This is a genomic window from Streptomyces sp. NPDC017056 (assembly GCF_044332485.1).
GTDB lineage: Bacteria > Actinomycetota > Actinomycetes > Streptomycetales > Streptomycetaceae > Streptomyces.
The window spans coordinates 101,752-124,782 of the sequence record NZ_JBIRPD010000026.1 but is presented as its reverse complement, the minus strand read 5'-3'; the positions used below and the strand labels follow the sequence as shown (position 1 = coordinate 124,782).

Here is a 23,031-nt window from a genome sequence, read left to right as displayed (position 1 = left end):
GCGGCATGGCTGCGAAAACCGGTCACCCGCCAGGGCAGAGGTCCTGGTGGGTGACCGGGGCGGGGCGTGAGAGCTACGGCTCCGAGTGGATCAGTGCTGCTGCTGGTGGTGGTGGGCGTGCGCCTCGGCGGTGGTTTTGAGGTCGCGCAGCCATTGTTCGAGGCCCGCGCGGAGGATTCTGGTTGCGGTGGGGACGTCCGATTCGACCTGCTCGCCGGTGTGGGTCTCCTCGGTGCTCACCCGGACGCCGCCTTTGACCTTGGCGAAGTTCCACACGTGAACGCCGTTGTCGATACGCAGCCCGTCACCGATCGCGGGGCCGGTCCATCGGATGCAGGAGTGGCGCTTGAGCTGCTCGACGGTCGAGGTGATTTCCAGGGTGGTGGCGGAAGTCGTGGGAGTGGGGGGTGCCGGGGGCGTCCACCGGAAGACCGAACCCCGGCGGAGGGGGCCGTGGTCGAGGCGTTCCGCGGTCGTGACGGGGGCCTGCCAGGAGGGCCAGCGCTCTACGTCGGTCTGCAGTTTCCAAATGGTGTGCAGCGGTGCGTGGATGACGGTCTCGGTCTTGTGCCGAATGAGCGCGTCGGGGTCGACGCCCTGCCCGCGGCAGGTGAGGGGCGACGTGTCGGTGCGGGGGGTGGTGGCTCCGGCGGGGGTGACGGTGGTGGCGAGGACGCCGACGACGAGCGGGACGGTGGACAGGGCGGCGCGGATGCTGGTGTGGCGGATGCCGGGCATGGCGGGTTCCTTGTCGGTTGAGGGGCGGGTGTGGCGTGTCGCGTGCGGGTCAGCGTGAGGGGAGGGGCCGGCGGTGGGCTCGGCGAAGGGTGACGAGGAGGACGGCGGACGCGACGACGATCAGTCCGGTGAACGCGGGGTGCATGTCCTTGGAGAGGCTCTGCGCGCCGTCGGGCCGCGTCAGCCATATGGCGAGCGGGACGGCGTAGCTGACGGCGAGCAGGGCGGCCGCCCTGCGTACCGCTCGGTCGCGGACGTGGCGGAGCGCGCCGGCCGACGCGATCGCGACCGGGAGGACCGCGATCAGGGCGAACTGGCCGACCACCAGGACGGGGGCGGTCCAGGCGGCAACGGTCACCGGCAGCGGGACGCGGCGGCGCGTGGGGGACGACTCGATCGTGGTGGTCATGGCGTTGCCCTTCGTCATGGATAGAAGTTCATGCTTCGGTTAGAGGTTATAACCCGGGGCTCGACGAGAGGGCAAGAGGTGCGGGGAGGGGCGGGGAAGTGCTCGCGAAAGTCGCGGCACCCCTTCCGGTGTGACGCGTGCCATAGGCGCCACCCCTGGACGCGTCGGCCCGCATGCCGATTCGATGGGCCTCGCAAGATCGTGAATCTTGGCTTGGGATGACGGGGGATTCCCGGATCTTGTCGTTGGGCAATGGCGCTGAACGAGAACGATAGGAACGGTTCCATGGGGGAGGACTCGGCCGCTTCGGCGTGCCGCGGGGAGCGTGCGACGTCCGTCGCCGTGACGTCGGCCGGGGTGCGGGCGTGGAGGCGTTAGGCGCGCTCGAAAAGTTGGCGCCGGTGGTCCTCGCCTTCGGGTGCGGGGTCGTCCTCGCGAGACGCAAGGTGGTGCCGGCCGAGAGTTCCAAGGTCTTCGCCGACTACGCCTTCCTCTTCGCGGTCCCGTGCTTCCTGTTCGGCAACATCTACCGGAGTGACCTGGGAGCCCTGTTCGACTGGCGGGCCATCGGCGGGTACGCGGCCGCCGCGGGCGTCGCCGTCGTGCTGGCCGGTGCGCTCAGCCGGGCCTTCGGTGTGCGAGACCCGCGCGGCCTGGCGCTGCGCGTCATGGCCGCCGTCCAGGTGAACACCGCCTACTTCGCCGTACCGGTGTTCATCATGCTGTTCGGCAACGCCGCGCCGATCTTCCCCGTGCTGCTCTTCCAGGTCTGCGTGCTGTCCCTGATCATCATCTCGATCATGGAACTGGGGCGCCCGGACCGCGGCGGGACCCTGCGCACACGGCTCTCCGCCGCCCTCGCCGCCTCGCTGATGACGCCCGTCGTCCTCGCCTGCAATGCGGGCATCGCGCTCAACCTCCTGTCGGTGCCGCTTCCCGGATTCGTCCTCGACAGCTTCGCGTTCGTCGGCGAAAGTTCCTCTCCCGTGGCGCTGTTCGCCCTCGGCCTGCACCTCGGCGGCATGGGACTGACGCTGCGTGGCACCACCGTGGAGGAGATGTGGATCGTCGCCTTCAAATGTGTGGCCTTTCCCCTCATGACTCTGGTCGTGGCCCGTTACGGCTTCGGTGTCGAGGGCGACTGGCTGCACTACCTCGTCCTGCTCGCCGCGATGTCGGCCCCGCAGAACCTGTTCATCTTCGCCCAGCGCTATGACGTGGGGGTCGACATGTCCGCGGCCCTTGTCGTCAAGAGCTCGGTCGTCACGCTGCTGCTGTTGCCCCTGTGGGTGCAGTGGGCCACGGCCTGAGGGCCGCGGTCCGCGCGCCGGAGCCTCCGGAGGCCGGCAGGGGCGGGCCCGCACCCTGGTGACGCGCCCGAACACCGGCTCGTCGAAGGTGAATTCGCCGTTGCGAAATTAAGCCATCGTTCCTTATGGCCTGAACGCAGTCGAACAAGCCTTCCGCAATTGACGGCGCCACATGCCGCGCGCAGCCTTGTGGTGAACGAAACAGCGACGAGATGGGGATGCGAGTGACTGTCAACGGGAATGGCAAGTCCGCCGACGAACCGTACGTCATCACCGGCCGGGGGAAGGACGCCGCCCCCAAGAACGCCTTCTCCTTGTTCGCCGACGTCAATTTCAATGTGGGAGGACCACGCACCAAAATCCTCGTCATTCCGGCCAACGGCACGGCGAACAACTTCAGCGACTACGGGTTCGACCAGAGCGACGACGGCGTGAGCAGCGTCGTCAACAACACCGGTCGGGACAACATCCTCTTCACGAGGGTCAACCAGGGCGGCGCGCAGCTGCCCGTCACCGCCGACTCCTCGATCGCCGACCTGACGCGGATCCCGCTCGCCGGGAGCTCCACCGGCACCTGGAACGACCAGGCCCAGTCCGCACTCGCCTTCAACAAGCCGGTGCCGCTGCCGGTGTTCACCGCCCCGGCCCCCAGCGCGCAGACCCAGGACCGCCGGCAGGCGGTCCAGGGCAACGCGGCCCCCGACGTCCAGCAGGTACTGCTCTACGAAGGGGCCAAACTGCTGGGCACCTGCCCGGTCAAGGACAGCAAGTGGGAGTACGCGCCGGACGCGGACTGGCCCCTCGGACAGCACGACCTCTCCGCCATCGCCGTGCGCGACGACGTGCTCTCCGGCAAGGCACCGCTGCGCTTCTACGTCACCCTGCCGACGCCCGTCGTGGACGTCAGGTCCCCCAAGGAGGGCGCCGAGGTGGACAGCGGCGCCACCGTCGACGGCGTCGCGTTCAACGCCGACACGGTGACGCTCGCCGAGGGCGGCACCCAGCTCGGCACCGCCAAGGTGATCAGCAACCTGTGGAGTTACGTCCCCGAGGGCGGCTGGCCGCTCGGAAAGCACAGCGTGACGGCGAAGGCGGTACGCGGCAGCCAGGAATCCGAGCCGGACACCGTGAATTTCACGGCGACCGACAAGAACCTCAAGGTCGATTTCAAGTTCAACTCCTCCTGGCAGGACTGGCAGACGCACAAGTACATCTACTCGTACGACATCACCATGCACGCCGGGGAAACCGACGTGCGGCACTGGAATGTCGGGTTCGGGCAACTTCCGGAAGGTTCGGTGCTGGCGCCGGAATTCGAGGCCAGTTTCTGGGGTCTGATCGTCGGTGATGGATCCGACGGAAACGTGGTTCTCGGCTCGCCTCCTGAGGGCGTGCACATCGTCCCGGCCAAGGGGAATCTGACCATTCGCGTGCTGGTGCTCATCCCGACGCAGGACGAGGTGTACCAGAAGCTGTACGGTCTCTACGCCAAGTCGCTGACGGAGTAGCGGAAGCCGGTTCATAAGACGGCGAGTTCGCGGGGCCCCGGACCGGTGCGGTCCGGGGCCCTTGCGGCAGTTCGTAAAAGCGTTAATGCCGACAATAGGCCGAGGGTGGTTCGCGAGTACGGCCCACAAACGCCCCTGATCGGCTGAATGCGACGCATGACGACCGCCCCGGCGTCTCCGCCGTGCTGCTTTCCGCGCAGTGTGCGCCCTTCTGAGCACTGCCTCATGTGTGGCGAAATGAAGAGGTAGCGCAAAGCCCGAAAGGACGGTGGGGAGCAGGCCGGTTGCCGTCCTGGCTTTCCTGGAGCGAAGGGCGGACAGGCGCATGGGCGAACACGCTGGTACTGCCGGCCAGGAGGAACTGGCGGGCGGTACACGCCGCCCGCCAGAGCCTGCGGACCGGCGAGACGGAGGTCGCCCTGGCCGGTGCCGTGTCGCCGACCCTGAGCCCGGACGGCGTCGCCGCCCCCGCCCTGCGGGGCGTGTTCTCGCCCGCCGCTGCCACGCGTCCGACGCGGCGGCCGACGGCTACGTACGCGGCGAGGACTGCGGGGGCGTCGTGCTCAAGCGGCCAGGACAGGAATCCACCGACGCGACCGATTCGAGGTGACCACCGCATGCCGGTCCCAGCCCGACCCTCCCGTACCCCCAAGACCTGGGATGTGATCATTGTCGGCGCCGGCCCGGCCGGCGCCACCGCGGCCCGTGTCGCCGCCGAGAACGGCTGCGAGGCGCTGCTGCTGGAACGCGCCGCCATCCCCCGGTACAAGACCTGCGGCGGCGGCCTCATCGGAGCGGCGCTCGCCGCGCTGCCTCCCGGCCTGCCCCTGAACGTGCTCGACACGGCCCGCCTGTTCACCTTCACCCTCAACGGCGGCAAAGAACGCACCCGCACGTGCGCCACCCCCACCTGCGCGCTGGTCTTCCGCAGCGAACTCGACGCCGCACTGACCGAGGCCGCGGCCGCCGCCGGCGCCACGGTGCGCGACAGCACTGCGCTGACGGCTCTAGAGCAGCTGGGCCGCACCGTGACCGTACGGACCAACCGCGGCGACACCCTCCGCACCCGGGCGCTGGTCGGCGCCGACGGCAGCGCCAGCCAGGTCGCCCAGTACGTTGGGGTGCGGTGCGCCCAAGTGGACCTCGCCCTTGAGGTGGAGGCACCCGTGAGCCAGGGGACGGCCGATCACTGGCGTGGCCGGGTGCTGTTCGAATGGGGTCCCTTGCCGGGCTCCTTCGGCTGGGTGTTCCCGAAGGGGGACGTCTGCACCGCCGGGGTGGTGGCCGCTCGCGGGAACCCCGCGCCGCTGCGCGCCTACAAGGAGGACTTCCTCGGACGCCATGGCCTGCACACGTCCCGGCCCCTCCACGACACCGATCACCTGACCCGCTGCCGCCGCCCCGACTCGCCGCTGTCCCGCGGGCGCGTGCTGGTCGCGGGAGACGCCGCGGCACTGCTCGACCACTGGTCCCGCGAGGGCATCTCGTACGCGCTGCGCTCAGGAGCCCTCGCGGGCCGTGCCGCCGCCCGCCTCGCCGCGGTCTCCGGCGACGCGGCGACCAAGTCCGCCACCGGCCACTACGCACAGCAGATCGACGACCTCCTCGGCATCGAGATGCACGCCAGCGCCACTTTGGCGAGCCTGTTCGTCCGGCACCCGGCCCTCGTCCACACCGCTCTGACCCGCCTGCCGCAGGCATGGCACCGCCTCGACACCTATCTCGCCGGCCACTCCAGCGTCGCCAGGATCATGAACACACCCTTCGCCCGCTTCGCGGCCGCGGTGGGCACCCGGTTGCCCGCCCGGCCGCCCGGGAACCGCGCGTGACCGCCGGACGGCCGCGCTCCCGGCAGCCGCGTGATCACGCGTCCGGGATACTGGCCCGGTGGGCGGCTCGACGACCGGTTCCGGCTGCTGTCCACGGGCAACAGGGCGGCGCAGCCGCGCCAGCGCACCCTGTACGCGGTGATCGAGTGGAGCTGGGAGCTGCTGACCGGCCAGGAGCGGGTGCTGGCACGGCGGATGGCGGTCTTTCCGGCGCCGACCGGGGCCGAGGCGGTCTGCTCGGACGGAACGCTGCCTGCCGGTGACGTCCCCTACGTGCTCGGTTCGCTGGTCGACAAGTCCCTCGTGGAGCGGGCCGGGGACGGCTACCGGATGCTGGAGAGCGTCCGGGCGTACGCGGCCGGCCAACTCCTCCAGGCGGGCGAGCGGGACACGGTGCGGGGCCGCCTCGTCCGCCATTTCGCCGGTGTGGCCGAGGAGCACGGGCCGCTGCTGCGCTCCGCCCGACAGCAGACCTCGTTCGCGCTCTTCGCAGCCGAGTACGACAACCTCGTGTTCGCGCTGCGGGCGGCCGTCGAAGGGCGGGACGCGCACGCGGCCGCCCGCCTCCTCGGCCCGCTGTACTGGTACTGGAACACCCTGCGCTACGACGCACGGGCGGACGCCCTGGTGGCCGGGGTGTGCGAGCTGGGCGACGCGCTGCCCGAGGACGCCGGGCCGCCTTCGCCGCGATCCACCTGACCGGAACCGGCGCGCCCGCACCCGATGCCGAGCGGGTGCGGGCCGTCATCGAGGACTGCGCGCGCCGGCGCGCTGGAGCGCTACCCGACGGTGCTCCTGGCGACGTTGGGGCTGGGCCACCTGCTCGGCCTGGACGAGCTGGTCGAACGCCGGATGCGGGAGGTACGCGGATGCCCGGACCGGTGGGCTGTCGCCTGCACGTTCCTCGTGGAAGCCTTCATGTGCCACGACCGCGGCGACTGGGCGGGGCTCGCGAACGCGACGGCCTGCGCCCTGCGCGAGTTCGAGGCGTCGGGCGACCGCTTGTGCACGGCGATGGCGCTGGCGGGCGTGGCGCAGGTGCACTCCGTCCGCGGTGAGCACGACGAGGCGGTCGCCGCCTACCGGCGCGGGCTCGCCCTCGTACCCCAGCACGAGGTCCAGTACCGGCTGGGGATCGCCGCCGAACGGATGCGCGGCGGCGACCTGGCGGGCGCGCGGCACGACATCGACAGGGCCGAGCGGGCGGCCGTGGACCGCGGCGATACCCTCCAGCGGATCGGCGCCCTGGCCTGCCGGGCCGACCTGCACCGCCGCGCCGGGGAGCCGGAGCGCGCCGACCGGGAGCTGAGCCGGATGGAGGCGCTCGGCCGCGAGACGTCCCTGCCCGGCGAGGCGGTGGGGGACTGGATCGCACCGGTGCGGATGGCGGTCCTCCTGACGGCCGGCGACACCGTACGGGCACGCGAACTGCTGCCCCGGGCCGTCCAGGCGGCCTTCGCCCACCGGAACATCGCGCCGGCCGCCCAACTCCTGGCCAGGCTGCTGCTGGCGGAAGAAGACCCGGCAGGCGCGGCCACCGCGCTCGGCACGAGCCTGGCCATCCGCGGCGCCTTCGACGACGGCGACCCGGAGCTGCGCGAACTCGCCACCGAACTCGCGCGACGGCTCGGCCGGGCGGCGTACGACCAGGCGTACGGCCGGGGCGCCGCCATGCCGCGGCAGGAGGCCCTCGACCGCCTCCGCCAGGCCGCCGACGGGACCTGGTTCGGCTCCGCGGGAGTGGCCGACATCGAGACCGGGGCCTGACCCGCACCTACGTGCGCCCCGCCGACGAGACCGGCTATCCCGAGCCGCACCCGAGGGCGTACTCAAGCCTGTTCCTGAAGGACGGCGCCGACCCCGAGGACGTCACCGCCGACAACTGGCGGTCGATGTTCGAGGAGCCCGGCCTCCTGCCCCTGGACACCACCGAGTACAACAGCTCGTGGGCCTGGTCGGCAGGCAACGTCATCTCCACGACCGGCGAGATGATCCAGGTGTTCGACGCGTTCGCGTCCGGCAGCCTCCTGCCCCCGGCCCAGCACCGCGCGGTGTGGTCCCTGGTCTCCACCGAGGGCGGCAACTGGATACCCAACGCCGCGTACGGCCTCGGCGTCTTCGAACTGGACCCGGCGGTGACCGGCGGGCTGACGCTCCGCGGCATGGGCGGCAGCATGCAGGGGTCGCACTTCGCCGCCGTCGGCACCCCCGACGGCGAGCAGACGATCGCGGTGCACACCAACACCGAGTTCAAGACCTGGAAGGTGCTGTTCAACGCCCTGGAGGCGCAGTTCGGCACCCCGCCCATCCCGGGCCTGTAGCAGACAATTGACGTGCGGTCCGCCCGGAGTGCGTGGTACTTGACGTCGCTATGGACGATCTGGTGACGAAGAGGCTCGTGCTCCACCGGCTGAGCGTCGGCGAGGCCGAGGAACTGACAGCCGGCACGCGAAGCGAGAGCGCCCGGTGGGCACCCGGGTATCCCATGGACGACGACCTGGCGGCGGCCAGGCGCTTTCTGCGGGCGTGCACGGAGGGGAACGGCGCCCGGCATCCCGGCGCGTACGAGATCCGGCGCCGTACCGACGGGCTGGCGATCGGCGGTGCGGACTTCCACGGCCCCGCCGACGCGGACGGCAGCGTGACGATCGGCTACGGCCTGGTGCCGTCGGCCCGGGGCCGGGGGTACGCCTCCGAGACCCTGCGGGCGCTTCTGGCCTACGCACGGGAGATCGGCATCGCCTGCGTGAAAGGCGACGCCGACCTCGGCAACGTGGCGTCCCAGCGCGTCATGGCCGCGGCCGGCATGCGTCCGGTCGGCGAGGACGAACGCGTGCGGTACTACGAGTCGGTGCCGGCCGGCTGAGCCTCACGGGGTGGTGGACGCCCCGTTGAGACGCGTCATGCAGAAGCTCACGACCTCGAAGTGGCTCCTGGTGTTGCGCATCCGGTAGAGGCCCTGCCCGGGTTCGCACCCGTCCTGCGGCCGCATCTTGACCACCTTGAACTGCGCACCCGATTCGCCGCAGCCGAGGATTTCGAGCTCCGGCTCGTCGTCCGTGCCGCCCGTCTTGTGCAGGCAGTCGCCCACCTTGGCGTTCGTGACGCTGTGCGGGTCAACCTTGGGCTTCTTCCTGCTCTCGGCGTTGTACTCGTCCTGGTGCAGCACCACCCACGCCGCCACCCCGCCGAAGATCAGCAGCACGACGAGGGCGCGGACGATACCGGGGACGCGCACACGCCGCGGGGGCCGCTGTCCCGGGTTCGGGCCCGTGGGCGCGGGGCCGGTGGGCAGGGGGCCTGCCGGGTAGCCGCCTTGCTGCGCCATCCCGGGCCCACCGTAGGGGGCTTGCGGGTGCGGTGCCTGTCCGTACGGGTTCTGTCCGTAGGGGTTCTGCCCGTACGCAGGCTGGCCGTGGGGGGCCGGGGGCTGGCCGTACGGGGGCTGGCCGGGCTGTCCGTAGGGCGGGTAGCCGCCGTTCTGCGGCGGGGGAGGCGTGGTCATGAAGGGTTCCCTCGTTGTGGTGCGTCCGCGCGTCGGGCGCGCCGCGCGGAAGTGGATCACCGCAGGGTAGCCCGTGGCCCCCCGCGTCTTGGCATGGCCCTGGCATTCGCCCGGACTCCCCGGCGGCCGCCTTCGCGACATCGGCCGAAGAGCCCTCTGGACGCGCCCTGCCGGCGCTCCTAGCGTCCGGGGTGATGGGCGGCAGCGCGGTACGGCAACCGGGCTGTACCGGACGTCCCGCCCCCGGGCGCCTTGGGAGGGATCGATGACGATCCAGGCCACGTTCAACCGCTCCCAGCTCAAGTGGGACACGTACCTGTTCCTGGGTGATCAGTACCTGCTCTACAGCCTCACCGACAACGCCATACGCGTCGGCCCGCGGGCCATCAGCACGGGCTGGCCGGGCCTGCAGGACACCCAGTTCGCCACCGCCATCGACGCCGCCGTCCCCTTCTCGTGGCGCCTCAACCCCATAGCGATGGACCTGCCGATCGAGAAGGACTACCTCTACATCTTCCGGGGCGACCAGTACGTGCGCTACGACGTGGCGAACGAGCAGATCCTCTACGGCCCCCTGGAAATCGCCCCGCTGTGGCCGGGCATGAAGGACGCCGGGTTCGAGCGGGACATCCAGGCCGCGTTCCTGGACCAGGAGGACGTCCCGTTCGGGACCGTGGACACGTACTACTTCTTCAAGGGTGACAGGTTCGTCACCTACGACCCGGTCACCGACCGGGTGAGCGGCGGCCCCTACAGCATCGCCGCCAAGTGGCCCGGGCTGAAGGAGGCCGGGCTCGACCGGGACCTCGACGCGGTGGTCTACCAGATCATCCCGCCCGCGGTGCTGGCCGGGAGGAAACGCCGGCTGTGCTACTTCGTCAAGGGCGACCAGGTCCTGCAGTTCGACCTCGACGAGTGGAAGCCGCTGAGCGGGGCCCGCAACATCTCCGACATGTGGCCGGGGCTCAAGGACAGCCAGTTCGCCGCCGCCACACCCGCGCCGCCCTTCCCACCGGTCAAGGCGCGCGCCGACTTCAGGATCACCTTCGTCAACGACGGCGAGTACGAGCCCGAGCCCTACGGCTCGATCCGGCTGGACCTCAAGGACGGCAGCCACTTCCGGATCTGGACCCAGAAGAACCAGGGCAACTCCACCCCGACCCGCAACAGCGCGGCGCCGTCCATGAACCTGCCGTTCACCGCGAACGACATCGCCAAGGTCGGCTTCTGGGTCGACGAGTACGACCTGACCAGCGGCGACGACTATCTCGCCCGCGGCACCAAGGATTTCACCGGCAACGGCTCCTACACCGTGAGCAGCGACGACGGCCACGTCACCGTCGACGTCACCATCACCCCGGTCACCTGACCTCAGCGCGCAGGACTGAGCGCCTGTAGGCGACGGCCCTCGGCATAGGCCAGTGCCTGCGGAGGCAGCGCTGCCGCACGTCCGCTGTGCAGCATGGTCAAGGTGCCCTCGGCGGGCGCCTCGGGAGCGGGCGGCAGGCCGATCCTTCGCAGTGTCTGGACGGCCACCGCGCCCGCCGAGCCGTGCAGGACGGGCGCCGGCCGGCCGGGGCGCCGTACGGCTGCGCGGACGTGTGCGGCGACGAGTTCGTAGTGCGTGCAGCCGAGGACCACGGCCGCGACGTCGTCCGGGGTGCGCCGCGCCGCCTCGGCGACCGCGAGGGCGACGGCCGCCTCGTCCGCGCGCTCGACGGCGTCGGAGAGCCCGGGGCACGGCACTTCGGCGACGGCCACGCCGTCGGCGTACTCCTGGATCAGCGCGCGCTGGTACGGGCTGCCGGTGGTGGCGGGAGTGGCCCAGACGGCGATGGGCCCACCGCCCGCAGCGGCCGGTTTGACCGCCGGGACCGTGCCGACGACCGGCAGGCCGGGTTCGAAGCGGGCGCGCAGGGCGGGCAGGGCGTGCACGGTGGCGGTGTTGCAGGCGACGATCAGCGCGTCCGGCCGGTGCGCGGCGGCCGCCTCAGCGGTGGCCAGGGCGCGGGTGGTGATGTCCTCAGGGGTGCGCGGGCCCCAGGGCATACCGTCGGGGTCCGAGGAGAGGACGAGATCGGCGTCCGGGCGGAGCCGGCGCACCGCGGACGCCGCCGCCAGCAGCCCGATTCCCACGTCCATGACCGCGATCCTCACTCGGCCGCTGCGGTCCGGTGCCGTGTCCTCGTAACGATGCCTGGGGCCTCGCGCCATGCCTGGTGCCTCCGGTGTGTCGGTGCTTCGGTGTCACTGGTGGCGAGTCTGCACAACGCGGGAGCCGGACGACCTGGCCAATCCGGGAAGAATGGCCTGGTACCGGGAACGGGAAGAGCCCCCGCCCGGCGAGGCGATCGCCGGACGGGGGCTCGTTCACCTCCGGTGCCGCCTGCGGGTACGCGCCGGAGTGAACCGGTGGCCGGGCATCAGCCGCCGATGGGGCCGGGGTTGTTCTTGTCCGCGTCCAGGCACTGCTTGATCCGCTTCTCGATCGACCGCGCCTTCGCGCGCTCCTTCTTGGCCGCCGCGTGCCGGCCGCGCGCGTCCAGCTTGGCGGCCTTGCTCTTGTGCTCGTTGACCTGCTGCTGCATCTGGCCGATGTGGCACGTGACCTGGCCACGGGCCGACACGGGGGCGGCCTGCGCGGTGGGGACGGCCGAGAACAGGACGCCGCCCGCTATGGCAGCGGAAACGGCGAGTGTGGTGAAACGTCGACGCATGGGCTTTTTACTCCAAGTGACAGACTCTGCGGGCCTGTTGGTGGTGGCCGATAACAGTCGATCACTGTATATGAAGAGATCGAAGTGCCCAGGCATACGTCGCTGGTCCGCCCCGTCGCGGGAGGCTCTCGCGCCCGGACGGCACGTCACGGGAAAGGACGTCTTGGGCACTTTTGAGCCAGTGAGGCCGCCAGGCGCGCATTCGCGTCAGCTTTCGCCCGTGCAGCCGCAACTGCGCCGTACGGCCAAGGAGGCGCGGGGTGCGGGCGGGGGAGGGGTGCTGTCGAGGAGGAGGGCCACGGCCTGTTCGGCCATGGTGTGCAGGGGCTGTTCGGTCACGGTCAGGGCGGGGGACGTGTAGGCGCTGTCGGGGGAGCCGTCGAGGCTGACGACGGCCAGATCGCCCGGCACCGCCAGCCCGGCGGCCGACGCGCCGGCCAGGACGCCGATGGCCTGTTCGTCGGTGGCGGTGATCAGGGCCGAGGGCAGCGTGCCTTCGGCCGCGAGGCGCCGGGTCAGGCCGGCGGCAGCGGCGCGCGCGTAGTTCGAGCGCAGGAGTGTGCCGTCGGTGCCGGTGGCGCGCTGCCAGGCGGCGAGGCGCCGGGCCACCGGGCCGGTGTCGTGCAGGCCGGCGAGGAAGGCCGGGCGGGTGTGCCCGTGGGTGCGCAGGTGGGCGACGGCCTCTTGGACGGCGGTGTCGTTGTCCGCGGCCACGACCGGGGCGCGCCCGCCGCCGGGGCGGTTGTGGACGTAGACGGCCGGTACGCCGAGGGTTGCGGCCTCGGCGGCGACGTCGGTGCCGCCGTCCGCCGAGACGACCACGAGCCCGTCGACCTGCGCGGCGAGGAAGCGCTCGACGAAGTGTTTCTGGCGGTCGGCGGAGTATCCGGCGTTGCCGGTGAGGGTGAGTTTGTCGCGCTTGCCGAGGGCCTGCTCGATGTGCCGGGCCAGGGCGCCGAAGTACGGGTTGGAGGCGTCGGCCAGCACCAGGCCGACCACGCCGGTGGTCCGCGAGCGCAGGGCGCGGGCGATGCGGTTGGGGCGGTAGTTCAGTTCGGCCGCGGCGGCCAGGACCCGTTCGCGGGTCGCCGGGGCGACCGGGCGGGGCCCGTCGTTCATCACATAGCTGACCACCGCCGTCGAGGTCCCGGACCTGCGGGCCACGTCCGTCAGGGTCGCTGCCTTGTTCGCTCGCTTCGTCATCGTGCTTGCATTCTGGCATCTAAACGTTTAGACATGCAGGGTGAGCGCGCTCTGCGGGACCGGATCGCGGCCGGCCGGTGCCGGTGACGGCGGTGGTCTCGCCCCGGGGCGCGTCGATTCCGTACGAAAGGAGCCTGGCCGTGCCGCCTCTCCCGCTGATCATCGACACCGACACCGGATCCGACGACGCGGTGGCGCTGCTGCTGGCCGCGGCCAGCGGTCTCGGCGACGTCCGCGCCGTCACCACGGTGGCCGGGAACGTGCCGTTGGAGACCGGTACGCGCAACGCGCTCATCTCGCTGGAGATGGCGCGGCGGACGGACATCCCCGTCCACCCGGGCTGCGCGCGCCCGATGGCACGGCCCCTTTCCAGCGCCCAACACGTGCACGGCGAAGACGGCATGGGCGACATCGGCCTGCCCGACCCCGGACGGCTGCCCGAGAGCGGGCACGCGATCGACGTCCTGCTCGCCGCCCCCCGTGCGCACCCCGGGGAACTGACCCTGGTCACCCTCGCCCCGCTCACCAACATCGCCGCCGCGCTGCTGCGCGACCCGGAACTCCTCACCCGCTACCGGCACGTGTACTGCATGGCCGGCGCCGCCGACCTGCGCGGCAACGTCGCGCCCACCGCCGAGTTCAACGTCTGGGCGGACCCCGAGGCCGCGCGGATCGTCGCGCAGGCCGCGACCCCGGACAAGGTGACCTGGATCGGCTGGGACGTCTCCCGCAAGGACGCCGTCATGACCCCCGCCGACCAGCGGCACCTGGAGGAGATCGGCACCCCCCTCGCCACCTTCGCGCACCGCATCAACCGCACGGTCGCCGACTGGGTGCGGGACGTCACCGGCCTGCCCGGCTACGACCTGCCCGACCCCGTCGCCATGGCCGTCGCGCTCCGCCCCGGCCTGGTCACCGAGGCGGAACGGGCGTACGTCGAGATAGCGGTCGGCGACGAGGCGCGCGGCCAGATGATCATCGACCGGCGGGTGTGCGCCCCCGCCCCCAACCTGACCCTCGTACGCCGCGTCGACGCATCCGGCTTCAAGCGGCTCCTCTTCGACACCGTCGCCGCGCCGGACGCCCCCGCCCCGGACACCCCCGCCCCCCTCTCGCCCCTGCCTGGAAACAGCCGATGACCACCCCGGTTCACGCACCCGCTCCCGTACCGCGCTACGAACTCCACTGCCACCTCGACGGTTCGGTCCGCCCCGGCACCGTCGCCGACCTCGCCGCGGAACAGGGCATCGCCCTCGAAGCGCCGGCCGCCGAACTGGTCGTCGCCCCCGCCGACTGCGGCAGCCTGACCACGTTCCTCACCTATCTCGACGTGCCGCTCCAGGTGTTGCAGACCCCCGGCGCCCTCACCCGCGCCGCGCGCGAACTCGTCGAGGACTGGAGCGCCGACGGCGTCGTGTACGGCGAGGTCCGCTTCGCGCCGCAGCTGCACGGCCGCCGCGGCATGACCCTCGACGACGCGATCCGGGCCGTGGCCGAGGGGCTGGCGGCGGGCAGCGAGACGACCGGCGTACGCACCGGGTTGCTGTTGTGCTGCCTGCGGCACCAGACGCCCGACGAGAGTCTCGCCGTCGCCGAGGCCGCCCTGCGCCACCGCGGGCTCGTCGCCGGGCTCGACCTCGCCGGCGACGAACGGCGCTTCACCGCCCGGCCGCACCGCCCGGCCTTCGAACTCGCCCACGGCGCCGGGCTCGCCTGCACGGTCCACGCGGGCGAGGCCGCCGGGCCCCGGAGCATGTGGGAGGCGATCGACGAACTCGGCGCCCGCCGGATCGGCCACGGCGTCCGCTGCACCGGAGACAGTGCCCTGCTCGACCGCCTGCGGAGCGAACGCATCGCCCTGGAGACGTGCCCGACGAGCAATGTGCAGACCGGCGCGGTGCCCGGTCTCGCCGCGCATCCCGCGACGCGCCTGTTGGCCTCCGGGCTGGCCGTCACCGTCAGCACCGACACCCGCACCACCTCGGCCACCACCCTGGGTCGCGAGTTCGCCGCCCTTCGGGAGAGTGCCGGATGGACCGTGGAGCAGGAGAAGCGCGTCCAGGAGCACGCGGCGGGCGCGGCGTTCGGCCCGGCGGCGATCCGGTAGGAGCCGGGGCCGGGGCGCACCACCGGGCCCGGGTTCCGTGGTTGTCGCGGAGCCCCCGGGTGCCCCGCGCGACATCAGCGATCCGTTATGCGGGCAGTTCGTGCGAAGATTCCCTGCCCGGCCCGGTGGGTCGGGGTGAACAAGGGGAAATCTCGTGAAATCAACGACCCTCAGATCCGCTGTCGGCACGGTGCTGTCCGTGGCCGTGGCGGCCGTGTTCCTGCCTGCCTCGCCCGCGGGCGCGACGCCGCGTACCGCCGGCGTGGACCAGGCGACGACCGAAACGTTCAGCCGCACCGCCGACGCCGTGCTGACGCAGCGCACGGCGGCGCTGCTCGACAACCGCTCGGGGCGAATAGCCCCGCTGCCCCGCAAGCAGGTGCGCCTGTCGGCCGGCCTGGTGCGGGCCGAGGACGCCGGCGTGTCCTCGCTGCGGGCGCGCAAGAAGCGGCTCGCCGCCCTGGGCGAGGCGTACACCGCCGCCGACACCCGGGTATCCGTGGACGGCACGCGGGTCGCCGGCGCGCGCGCCACGGTGCAGGTCACCGAGAGCACCACGCTCACGTACAAGAAGATCCGCGGCGACGAGCCCGCGACGACCGGCTTCAAGGCCCGCCACGAGCTGGACTTCACCGCCGTCCCCGGCGGGAAGTGGGAGCTGACGGGCATCCGGTCCAAGGACGACGGGCCCGGCGCGATCAACGCTCCGACGCTGCGGGCGGCCACGGCCGCGGCCGACGCGAACCCGATGCCCGACGCGCCCGTCGCCGCCACCTCCTACCCCGCGCGTTCGGCGCCCAAGAAGCAGGGCACCTCCGGTTACGACTACGCGGCCATGGCGGCGTACTCGGAGAAGTACTGGCGGAACTACAACCCCGAGTACCGCAAGTACAACGCGGCCGGCGGCGACTGCACGAACTTCTTGAGCCAGGCCCTCAAGGCGGGCGGCTGGAAGGCCGAGACCGGCTCGGCGGGGGACTACCGCAAGTGGTGGTACGGCGCCACGGGCCAGTCCGACAGCTGGGTGGGCGTCAACGAGTGGTCGTGGTACGCGCTGAACTCCCAGCGGGTGACCAGCCTGGCGAACGTGTACCAGATGGACGTCGGCGACGTCATGCAAATGGACTTCGACGGTGACGGGTCCAAGGACCACTCCATGATGACGACGTACCGCAGCAGGAACGGCGTCCCGTACCTGACGTACCACTCGACCAACACCTACCGGAAGTCGGTGGCGAGCATCATCGCGTCCTACCCGGACGCGGTCTACTACGCCTACCGCACCTGACGGTCCGGCCGGGCGGACCACGGGGCCGCCCGGCCACCGGCCGGCCCCGGCTGCGGTGCACCAGGGGGCAACAGGACTGATGAGCTTTTTGATGCCCCTGTGATACTTGTGATACTCGGGCAAGAACACGTGTTTTGGTGCCAGGGGGTAGGAAATTGTCGAAGAGGAACGTGCTCGGCACGCCGGCTCTGGTCACCGTGGCGGCACTCGCCTTCGGACTGACGGCCTGCGGTTCCGACGCCCAGGACGGTGACCGGGAGACGGCCTCGCCGTCGCCGGACTCCGCGCAGCAGCGGCCGGCCCCGCCCGAAGGCGGCTCGGGGAAGCCCAGCGGGAAGCCCGAGGAGAAGTGGGACGGCAAGGTCAAGGTGCTCGGGGACGGTTCGACGTCCTACACCGGGCCGCAGCCCAAGCAGCCCAAGCCGGCGAAGCTCAAGCCGGGCGAGAAGCCCCCGCAGTTCGTGGTGTTCTCCTGGGACGGCGCGCTGGAGGGCGACGACCATCTCTTCTCCCATTTCCGGGAGGTCGCCGAGCAGAACAACGCCAAGATGACCTTCTTCCTCACAGGCACCTACCTGCTGCCGAAATCGAAGGCGTCGATGTACAAGCCGCCGCAGCACAAACCGGGCGAATCGGCGATCTCCTACGCCACGGACGAGCACATCAAGGACACCCTGCGGCAGGTGCGGGGCGCCTGGCTGGACGGCCACGAAATAGGCACCCACTTCAACGGCCATTTCTGCGGGCCCAAGGGCGGCGGCGACTGGAGCGCCGAGGAGTGGAAGAGCGAGATCCGGCAGGCGTACTCCTTCGTCGAGAACTGGAAGACGAACACCGGCTACAAAAACCTGCCCCCGCTGCCTTTCGACTACAAGAAGGAACTGGTGGGCGGGCGCGCCCCGTGCCTGGAAGGCCAGAAGAACCTGCTGACGGCCGCCAAGGACTTCAAGTGGCGCTACGACGCCAGCTCGCCCGGCGACTTCCAGATATGGCCGTCGCAGAAGAACGGGATCTGGAATTTCCCGCTGCAACTGCTGCCGTACCCGCAGAGCGAGAAGCAGGTCCTGTCCATGGACTTCAACTTCCTCTTCAACCAGTCCGGTGACAACACGAAGGGCGATCCGGCGAAGTACGCGCAGTGGCGCAAGCTGACCCGGGACGGCTATCTCAACGGCTTCAACCGCGTATACCACGGGAGCCGGGCGCCGCTCTTCATCGGCAACCACTTCGAGGACTGGAACGGTGGCATTTACATGAAGGCCATCGAGGACGTCATGAAGGCGGTGTGCAAGAAGGACGGCGTGCGCTGCGTGTCCTTCAAGCAGCTCGCCGACTGGCTGGACGCCCAGGACCCCAAGGTGCTGAACCGGATGCGCGACCTGGACCCGGCGCAGGTCACGGACTGGTCCACGGTGGTGAAGTAGGCCCGGCCCGGCTTCCAGGCCCGCGCGGCCCCGAGGGGCCCCGCGGACCTGGTGCCCTCATCGGGCGGTCATGTAGCGCGTCCAGATGTCGATCGGGTACGGGCTGCCGACCGCGCCCTTGGGCATACCGCCGATGCCGTCCAGGGGCTGCAGCTCCTGGCTCTTCGGATCGATCCGCGCGAGCGAGACGGCGGTCGACAGCTTCCCGCTGTAGCCGACGAACCAGGCGGACTTGTTGTCCTGCGCGGTGCCCGTCTTGCCGGCCGCGCCCGGCCCCGCGGCCTTGGCCGGGGTGGCCGAGCCCCGGCGGACGGCGTCCCGCAGCGCGTCGTCGACGGCACCCGCCACGGCCGCTGGCAGGACCTGTTCCGCGGCCGGCTTCTCCACGGGCACGCCGGCGGCGTTGCGCGTGAGCCTGGCGACCGAGTACGGCTCGCTGTGCTTGCCCCGGCCCGCGAACGTGGCGTACGCGTCGGCCATCCGGATCGCGCTGGGGGTGGCGGTGCCCAGGGCGAAGGACGGCAGCTTCTCGCCGAGGCTGCTCTCCAGCAGCCCGGTCTGCACGCCCACCTTGCCGACGTGCTCCAGGCCCACGTCCATGCCCAGCTGCATGATGGCGGAGTTGACGGACTGGGCGACCGCGCTCTTGAGCGGGATCTTGCCCCAGGACTTGCCGCCGTCGTTCTCCGCCTTGGCGATCTTGCCGGCGCGGTCCCAGTAGGGCCCCTCGGGAGTCCGCAGCGTGATCTTGTTGTTGCCGTCGTAGACCGTGGCCGGGGTGACGGGGGTACGGGGCTTGCCGCGCTCGAGCTCGACGCCGTCGCGCAGGGCCGCGGCATAGACGAACGGCGTGAAGGCGCTGCCCGCGGGCACGACGGAGGAGTTGGCGTCGTTGAAGCCCTGCTTGAGGTAGTCGGGGCCGCCGTACATGGCCACGATGCGCCCGTCGGTGGTCACGGACGCCGCGCCGATGCGCACGTTGCGATCGGCCTCCCTGCGGTCCGGGTCCAGCTTGGCCCGCACGTCGCCGACGGCCTTGGTCAGCGCCTGCATCCGGGGCTTCTCGAAGGTGGTGTGGACCTGGTAGCCGCCGAGGGCGAAGTCCTTCTCGGAGATCTTGGTGTGCGCGCCGACATAGGCCCGTGCCGTCTCCACGAGGTAGCCGTTCTGCCCGGTCAGCCCGGCGGGCTTGGGCGGGGCCTGCGGCTCGGGGAAGCGGGTGTAGCCGTCCCGCTCCTGCTGGGAGAGCTTGCCGATGGCCACCATCCGGTCCAGCACCCAGCTCCAGCGCTCCACCGCGCGCTCGCGGCTCTCCGGGCCGACCGCCGGGTCGTACAGCGCCGCCCCCTTGAGCAGGGAGGCGAGGAACGCGCCCTCGCTCGCGTTCAGCTGGGCGGCGTCCTTGCCGTAGTAGGCGTGGGCGGCACGCTGGATGCCGTAGGTGCCGCGCCCGTACCAGCTCGTGTTCAGGTAGCGCTCAAGGATCTCGTCCTTGGACATCTTGTTGTCGAGCTTGATCGCGATGAACATCTCGCTGAGCTTGCGGGTGAACGTCTGGTCCTGGTTGAGGTAGGCGTTCTTGACGTACTGCTGCGTGATGGTCGAGCCGCCCTGCTTGCTGCCGCCGGTGACCATCTTGGAGACGGCCCGGATCATGCCGCTGGGGGAGACGCCGCTGTCGGAGTAGAACGTCTCGTTCTCGGCGGCCAGCGCGGCCCAGCGGACGTGCTCGGGCACCTTGTCGAGGGGGGTGTCCTGCCGGTTGATGTCCCCGGTGCGGGCCATCTCGGTGCCGTCGGCCCAGTAGTAGACGTTGTCCTGCTGGGTGGCGAAGGCGTTGAGGTCGGCGGGTATCTCGGTACGCGCGTACATGATCACCAGGAGGCCGGTCAGCACGCCGAGGAACGAGCCGGTGAGCCCCAGTGTCTGGCGCCACGACGGCACCCAGCGCCGGAATCCCGACCGCCCCGGACGGGGGTAGGCGGGGCGGCGGAGCCGGAGTCTGCGGCGGTTCGCGGCCCACCACCGGGCGAGGACGGGCCATCGGCCGCTCGCGGCGGCTGCGGTGGGCCTGGCGTGTGTCCCTTTTCGACGTTCGATCACCACTCGACCCTATGGGATGACTCACCGTACTAATGTTCTTCTTTACCACAAAACCGTTACGTTTCCGGTCGGACGAACCGCGGGCGGCGCCGGGCCGCCCGCGCGTCGGGTGAATTCACGCCTCTTCGGAACTGGCTGACGGGTTACGTCCGGCTTGCCGGACGCGATTTCCCGAATGCAGACGGGACCATAATGTCCAACCGCCCGATCGAGGCGGTTGGACGTGGAGCGGGAAGGTCAGAAATCGGCGGGCCGACGCGGCGACCTGGGTATCGCCGGGCACTCCTTGGTGCAAGTGAAACCGAGCGCCGGCGCTTTGGGAACCGCGGCCGCCGGAGCCTGCGGCAGGCTGCTGTTCTTCGGGAGCTTCGACGTACACGCCGCGACCGCCGACCGGTACTCCTCGGAGACCGGGTTGACATGGCCGCCGGGTTTCAGCTGAATCTGCCCGTTCCCCTTGACGGTGATTCCGGGGAACTCCTTCACCCCGTGCTCGCGCATGCACCGCGTGAACGCCCCGGCCTGGCGCTCCCGCGTCGCGGAGTCGCTCCGGTCGGCCGACGCGGGGGACGCGGCCTGCGACGCCTGGGCGCTGAGCGGGGCGGAGGCCGAGGCCGGGCGCGCGGCGGCGGGGCCGCCCTGGACCGTCAGGACGGCCGTGCCGGCCACGAGGGCCGCGGCGATCAGCGGAACGGCGAACAGCCTGCGCTTCGTACGTGGCGCCCGTGGTGTTTCCTCTTCGGACGGTGCCGTCATGTCGTCTCCTCCGGAACGCGGGACATCTGGGAGCCAGTTCACCAACAGGGCGGTTACCGTGACGGAACACCGGGCGTCGGCCGGGCGTCAGCCGGCCGTCGTCCCGGGCAGGGCTTACGCCGCTGTTACCGCGTCAGGGGAACCATCGGGCCGGAGGGCGTCCAGCCGGTGGTGGGGGTATGCGGATTCTGGTGGTGGAAGATCATCGTGAGCTCGCGGAGACGCTGGCCGCCGGCCTGCGCCGCGAAGGCATGGCGGTCGACGTCGTACTCGACGGCCTGACCGCACTGGAGCGCACCGCGGTCAACCGGTACGAAGTGGTCGTCCTCGACCGCGACCTGCCCGGCCTCCACGGCGACGAGGTGTGCCAGACCCTGATCACGCAGGGCTACCCGGCCCGGGTCCTGATGCTGACCGCGTCCGCGACCATCGAGGACCGGGTCGAGGGCCTGACCAGCGGCGCCGACGACTACCTGCCCAAACCCTTCGCCTTCGCCGAACTGGTGGCCAGGATCCGCGCCCTGGGCCGGCGCAGCCAGCCCGCGGTGCCCCCGGTGCTCTGCCACGCCGACCTCACACTGGACCCCGGCCGGCGCACCGCGCTGCGGGCGGGCGTACGGCTCGACCTCAGCCCCAAGGAGTTCGCGGTCCTCGAACTGCTGCTGGCGGCGGGCGGCCGGGTGGTCTCCGCCGAAGAACTGCTGGAACGGGCCTGGGACGAGGCCGCCGACCCGTTCACCAACACCGTCAAGGTCACCGTGAGCAGGCTGCGGCGCAAGCTGGGCGGCCCGCCGGTCATCGAGACCGTCGCCCAGGCCGGTTACCGGATCTGAGGGTGCCGGGGATGCGCCGCCTTCGTCGCCCGCGCCGCCCGGCCCGCTCCGGGTCCGGCCGCGCCTCCGGCATCCGCTGGACCATCCGGCTGCGGCTCACCCTGCTGTACGGGGTGCTTTTCCTGGTCACCGGGGTGCTGCTGCTCACCGTGGTCTACCTGCTGGTGGCCGGCCGGCCGCCGTGGGCCGGTGCCGACCTGCCCACCCCGCCGGCCGCGTCCGGGGCGTCCGGCGGCCTCGGCATACCGGACCCGGCGGCCGGCCTGGAGGAACGGCTACGGCAGCAGCGCAGCGGCTACCTCAAGGAACTGCTCACGGCCTCCGGCATCGCGCTGGCGCTGCTGACGTTCCTGTCGGTGTGGCTGGGCTGGCTGATGGCCGGCCGGGCGCTGCGGCCCCTGCGGACCATGGCCCACACCGCGAAGGCGATCTCGGCGAACGACCTGCACCGGCGGCTCGGCGCCCCGGGCCCGTCCGACGAGATCAAGGAACTGGCCGACGCGTTCGACGCGCTCCTCGACCACCTGGAGGGCGCGTTCGAGGCGCAGCGCCGGTTCGTCGCCAACGCCTCGCACGAACTGCGCACCCCGCTCACCTTCGAACGCAGCCTGCTGGAGATCACCCTCGCCGACCCGGACGCGAGCGCGGCCGAACTGCGGGAGACCTGCCTCCGCGTGCTGGGCAGCAACACCCGTCAGGGGAAACTGATCGAGGCACTGCTGACCCTCGCCCGCAGTCAGCGGGGCCTCGACCGGCGCGTACCGGTCGACCTGGCGGCGCCGGCCGCCGAGTGCCTCGGCCGGCCGCACACCGCGGACGGCCCACCCGGCGTACGGCTCTGCGGCGATCTGGCGCCGGCCGCCGTGATGGGCGACCCGCCGCTGGTGGAGCGGCTGATCGCCAACCTCGTCGACAACGCGGTACGGCACAACGTGCCCGGCGGCGAGGTCCGGGTGTGGACGGGCCTGCACGAGGGCCGGCCCGCCCTGCGCGTGCGCAACACCGGGCCGAAGGTGCTCCCCGCCCAGGTCGAGTTCATTTTCCAGCCGTTCCAGCGGCTGCACGCGGCCCGCCTCGACGGCCACGACGGGCAGGGCATCGGCCTGTCGATCGTCGCCGCCATCGCCGCCGCCCACGACGCGGACCTGCACGCCGAGCCGCTGCCGGAAGGCGGGCTCGAAATCCGCGTGGATTTCCCCGCCGCCGCGCGCCGGTGAATCGCTGATTCCCTTTTCCGTGCGGCAAAAACCGCGCGCTTGGACAGTGCACGGCTGCGGCGCCGTACGGGTATCTTCGGCCGC

General features: G+C 71.3%; 23 protein-coding genes and 1 pseudogene. 16 read left to right on the top strand and 8 right to left on the bottom strand.

All coding sequences use genetic code 11. The features are described from left to right. Positions 1-90 precede the first annotated feature (90 nt). Both ACH4OW_RS34715 and ACH4OW_RS34710 read right to left on the bottom strand, forming a co-directional pair. Complete coding sequence (locus tag ACH4OW_RS34715; protein WP_398032101.1) at positions 91-738, bottom strand: SRPBCC family protein; 648 nt, start codon at positions 736-738, stop codon at positions 91-93. A 49-nt stretch (positions 739-787) separates the two neighbouring features. After that, positions 788-1,165, bottom strand: coding sequence for a hypothetical protein (locus ACH4OW_RS34710; RefSeq protein WP_398032100.1), 378 nt, complete (start codon positions 1,163-1,165; stop codon positions 788-790). 347 nt (positions 1,166-1,512) lie between these two features. Between ACH4OW_RS34710 and ACH4OW_RS34705 the strand changes: the two genes are divergently transcribed. The 9 genes and pseudogenes from ACH4OW_RS34705 (at position 1,513) to ACH4OW_RS34665 (ending at position 8,660) form a co-directional block, all read left to right on the top strand. Then, on the top strand, positions 1,513-2,457 hold the full coding sequence (locus ACH4OW_RS34705; RefSeq protein WP_398032097.1) for an AEC family transporter: 945 nt from the start codon (positions 1,513-1,515) through the stop codon (positions 2,455-2,457). Between the two features lie 224 nt (positions 2,458-2,681). Beyond that, positions 2,682-3,965: a hypothetical protein gene (locus ACH4OW_RS34700; protein WP_398032095.1), complete on the top strand. Its 1,284-nt coding sequence runs from the start codon at positions 2,682-2,684 to the stop codon at positions 3,963-3,965. Positions 3,966-4,192: 227 nt separating this feature from the next. Continuing rightward, positions 4,193-4,402 (top strand): annotated as a pseudogene (locus ACH4OW_RS34695) (hypothetical protein); the annotation flags it as partial. Continuing rightward, positions 4,327-4,575, top strand: a complete 249-nt coding sequence (locus tag ACH4OW_RS34690; protein ID WP_398032146.1) for a beta-ketoacyl synthase N-terminal-like domain-containing protein — start codon at positions 4,327-4,329, stop codon at positions 4,573-4,575. The pseudogene ACH4OW_RS34695 and the gene ACH4OW_RS34690, both read left to right, overlap by 76 nt. Before the next feature lie 7 nt (positions 4,576-4,582). After that, positions 4,583-5,794 (top strand): geranylgeranyl reductase family protein, encoded by a 1,212-nt coding sequence (locus ACH4OW_RS34685; protein ID WP_398032143.1) that lies wholly within the window; start codon positions 4,583-4,585, stop codon positions 5,792-5,794. A gap of 30 nt (positions 5,795-5,824) precedes the next feature. Next, a complete protein-coding gene (locus ACH4OW_RS34680) occupies positions 5,825-6,493 on the top strand; it encodes a hypothetical protein (RefSeq protein WP_398032093.1) in 669 nt (222 codons plus the stop codon). Positions 6,494-6,583: 90 nt separating this feature from the next. Continuing rightward, complete coding sequence (locus tag ACH4OW_RS34675) at positions 6,584-7,561, top strand: tetratricopeptide repeat protein (protein WP_398032090.1); 978 nt, start codon at positions 6,584-6,586, stop codon at positions 7,559-7,561. 11 nt (positions 7,562-7,572) lie between these two features. After that, positions 7,573-8,115 carry a hypothetical protein gene (locus ACH4OW_RS34670; protein WP_398032089.1) on the top strand — a complete coding sequence of 181 codons (543 nt, stop codon included), beginning with the start codon at positions 7,573-7,575 and terminating at the stop codon, positions 8,113-8,115. Positions 8,116-8,165: 50 nt separating this feature from the next. Further along, positions 8,166-8,660: a GNAT family N-acetyltransferase gene (locus tag ACH4OW_RS34665; protein ID WP_360140225.1), complete on the top strand. Its 495-nt coding sequence runs from the start codon at positions 8,166-8,168 to the stop codon at positions 8,658-8,660. Positions 8,661-8,663: 3 nt separating this feature from the next. Here ACH4OW_RS34665 and ACH4OW_RS34660 read toward each other — a convergent pair whose 3' ends face one another. Then, a complete protein-coding gene (locus ACH4OW_RS34660; RefSeq protein ID WP_398032086.1) occupies positions 8,664-9,299 on the bottom strand; it encodes a hypothetical protein in 636 nt (211 codons plus the stop codon). A gap of 265 nt (positions 9,300-9,564) precedes the next feature. On the opposite strand from ACH4OW_RS34660, the gene ACH4OW_RS34655 reads away from it, so the two are divergent. Beyond that, positions 9,565-10,668, top strand: a complete 1,104-nt coding sequence (locus ACH4OW_RS34655; protein ID WP_398032083.1) for a hemopexin repeat-containing protein — start codon at positions 9,565-9,567, stop codon at positions 10,666-10,668. Between the two features lie 2 nt (positions 10,669-10,670). On the opposite strand, the gene ACH4OW_RS34650 is transcribed toward ACH4OW_RS34655, so the two are convergent. The 3 genes from ACH4OW_RS34650 to ACH4OW_RS34640 all read right to left on the bottom strand — a co-directional run bounded on the left by ACH4OW_RS34650 (position 10,671) and on the right by ACH4OW_RS34640 (position 13,219). Continuing rightward, positions 10,671-11,441 (bottom strand): glutamate racemase, encoded by a 771-nt coding sequence (locus ACH4OW_RS34650; protein WP_398032081.1) that lies wholly within the window; start codon positions 11,439-11,441, stop codon positions 10,671-10,673. Positions 11,442-11,722: 281 nt separating this feature from the next. Beyond that, the gene (locus ACH4OW_RS34645) at positions 11,723-12,016 is read right to left on the bottom strand and encodes a hypothetical protein (RefSeq protein WP_398032078.1); all 294 of its coding nucleotides are present in this window, start codon (positions 12,014-12,016) and stop codon (positions 11,723-11,725) included. Positions 12,017-12,223: 207 nt separating this feature from the next. Then, positions 12,224-13,219: a LacI family DNA-binding transcriptional regulator gene (locus ACH4OW_RS34640; RefSeq protein ID WP_398032076.1), complete on the bottom strand. Its 996-nt coding sequence runs from the start codon at positions 13,217-13,219 to the stop codon at positions 12,224-12,226. A gap of 140 nt (positions 13,220-13,359) precedes the next feature. Between ACH4OW_RS34640 and ACH4OW_RS34635 the strand changes: the two genes are divergently transcribed. The 4 genes from ACH4OW_RS34635 (at position 13,360) to ACH4OW_RS34620 (ending at position 18,038) form a co-directional block, all read left to right on the top strand. Next, the gene (locus ACH4OW_RS34635; RefSeq protein ID WP_398032073.1) at positions 13,360-14,358 is read left to right on the top strand and encodes a nucleoside hydrolase; all 999 of its coding nucleotides are present in this window, start codon (positions 13,360-13,362) and stop codon (positions 14,356-14,358) included. Then, positions 14,355-15,326, top strand: coding sequence for an adenosine deaminase (gene add / locus ACH4OW_RS34630; protein WP_398032071.1), 972 nt, complete (start codon positions 14,355-14,357; stop codon positions 15,324-15,326). Before ACH4OW_RS34635 ends, add begins: the two co-directional genes overlap by 4 nt. A 154-nt stretch (positions 15,327-15,480) precedes the next feature. Beyond that, a complete protein-coding gene (locus ACH4OW_RS34625; protein ID WP_398032069.1) occupies positions 15,481-16,614 on the top strand; it encodes an amidase domain-containing protein in 1,134 nt (377 codons plus the stop codon). Between the two features lie 155 nt (positions 16,615-16,769). Next, positions 16,770-18,038: a hypothetical protein gene (locus ACH4OW_RS34620; protein WP_398032066.1), complete on the top strand. Its 1,269-nt coding sequence runs from the start codon at positions 16,770-16,772 to the stop codon at positions 18,036-18,038. A gap of 57 nt (positions 18,039-18,095) precedes the next feature. Here the strand turns inward: ACH4OW_RS34620 and ACH4OW_RS34615 are convergent, their stop codons facing one another. After that, a complete protein-coding gene (locus tag ACH4OW_RS34615) occupies positions 18,096-20,141 on the bottom strand; it encodes a transglycosylase domain-containing protein (protein WP_398032064.1) in 2,046 nt (681 codons plus the stop codon). A 237-nt stretch (positions 20,142-20,378) separates the two neighbouring features. Next, positions 20,379-20,897: a hypothetical protein gene (locus ACH4OW_RS34610; RefSeq protein ID WP_398032062.1), complete on the bottom strand. Its 519-nt coding sequence runs from the start codon at positions 20,895-20,897 to the stop codon at positions 20,379-20,381. A 179-nt stretch (positions 20,898-21,076) separates the two neighbouring features. On the opposite strand from ACH4OW_RS34610, the gene ACH4OW_RS34605 reads away from it, so the two are divergent. Next, on the top strand, positions 21,077-21,730 hold the full coding sequence (locus ACH4OW_RS34605; RefSeq protein ID WP_360134373.1) for a response regulator transcription factor: 654 nt from the start codon (positions 21,077-21,079) through the stop codon (positions 21,728-21,730). A gap of 11 nt (positions 21,731-21,741) precedes the next feature. After that, the gene (locus ACH4OW_RS34600) at positions 21,742-22,947 is read left to right on the top strand and encodes a sensor histidine kinase (protein ID WP_398032060.1); all 1,206 of its coding nucleotides are present in this window, start codon (positions 21,742-21,744) and stop codon (positions 22,945-22,947) included. Positions 22,948-23,031 lie beyond the last annotated feature (84 nt).

What these genes read in the sequence shown, in the direction of transcription:
- ACH4OW_RS34715 (WP_398032101.1), bottom strand. Translation starts at nt 738, where the DNA reads ATGCCCGGCATCCGCCACACCAGCATCCGCGCCGCCCTGTCCACCGTC.
- ACH4OW_RS34710 (WP_398032100.1), bottom strand. Translation starts at nt 1,165, where the DNA reads ATGACGAAGGGCAACGCCATGACCACCACGATCGAGTCGTCCCCCACG.
- ACH4OW_RS34685 (WP_398032143.1), top strand. Translation starts at nt 4,583, where the DNA reads ATGCCGGTCCCAGCCCGACCCTCCCGTACCCCCAAGACCTGGGATGTG.
- ACH4OW_RS34665 (WP_360140225.1), top strand. Translation starts at nt 8,166, where the DNA reads ATGGACGATCTGGTGACGAAGAGGCTCGTGCTCCACCGGCTGAGCGTC.
- ACH4OW_RS34660 (WP_398032086.1), bottom strand. Translation starts at nt 9,299, where the DNA reads ATGACCACGCCTCCCCCGCCGCAGAACGGCGGCTACCCGCCCTACGGA.
- ACH4OW_RS34655 (WP_398032083.1), top strand. Translation starts at nt 9,565, where the DNA reads ATGACGATCCAGGCCACGTTCAACCGCTCCCAGCTCAAGTGGGACACG.
- ACH4OW_RS34650 (WP_398032081.1), bottom strand. Translation starts at nt 11,441, where the DNA reads ATGGACGTGGGAATCGGGCTGCTGGCGGCGGCGTCCGCGGTGCGCCGG.
- ACH4OW_RS34645 (WP_398032078.1), bottom strand. Translation starts at nt 12,016, where the DNA reads ATGCGTCGACGTTTCACCACACTCGCCGTTTCCGCTGCCATAGCGGGC.
- ACH4OW_RS34640 (WP_398032076.1), bottom strand. Translation starts at nt 13,219, where the DNA reads ATGACGAAGCGAGCGAACAAGGCAGCGACCCTGACGGACGTGGCCCGC.
- add (WP_398032071.1), top strand. Translation starts at nt 14,355, where the DNA reads ATGACCACCCCGGTTCACGCACCCGCTCCCGTACCGCGCTACGAACTC.
- ACH4OW_RS34610 (WP_398032062.1), bottom strand. Translation starts at nt 20,897, where the DNA reads ATGACGGCACCGTCCGAAGAGGAAACACCACGGGCGCCACGTACGAAG.
- ACH4OW_RS34605 (WP_360134373.1), top strand. Translation starts at nt 21,077, where the DNA reads ATGCGGATTCTGGTGGTGGAAGATCATCGTGAGCTCGCGGAGACGCTG.
- ACH4OW_RS34600 (WP_398032060.1), top strand. Translation starts at nt 21,742, where the DNA reads ATGCGCCGCCTTCGTCGCCCGCGCCGCCCGGCCCGCTCCGGGTCCGGC.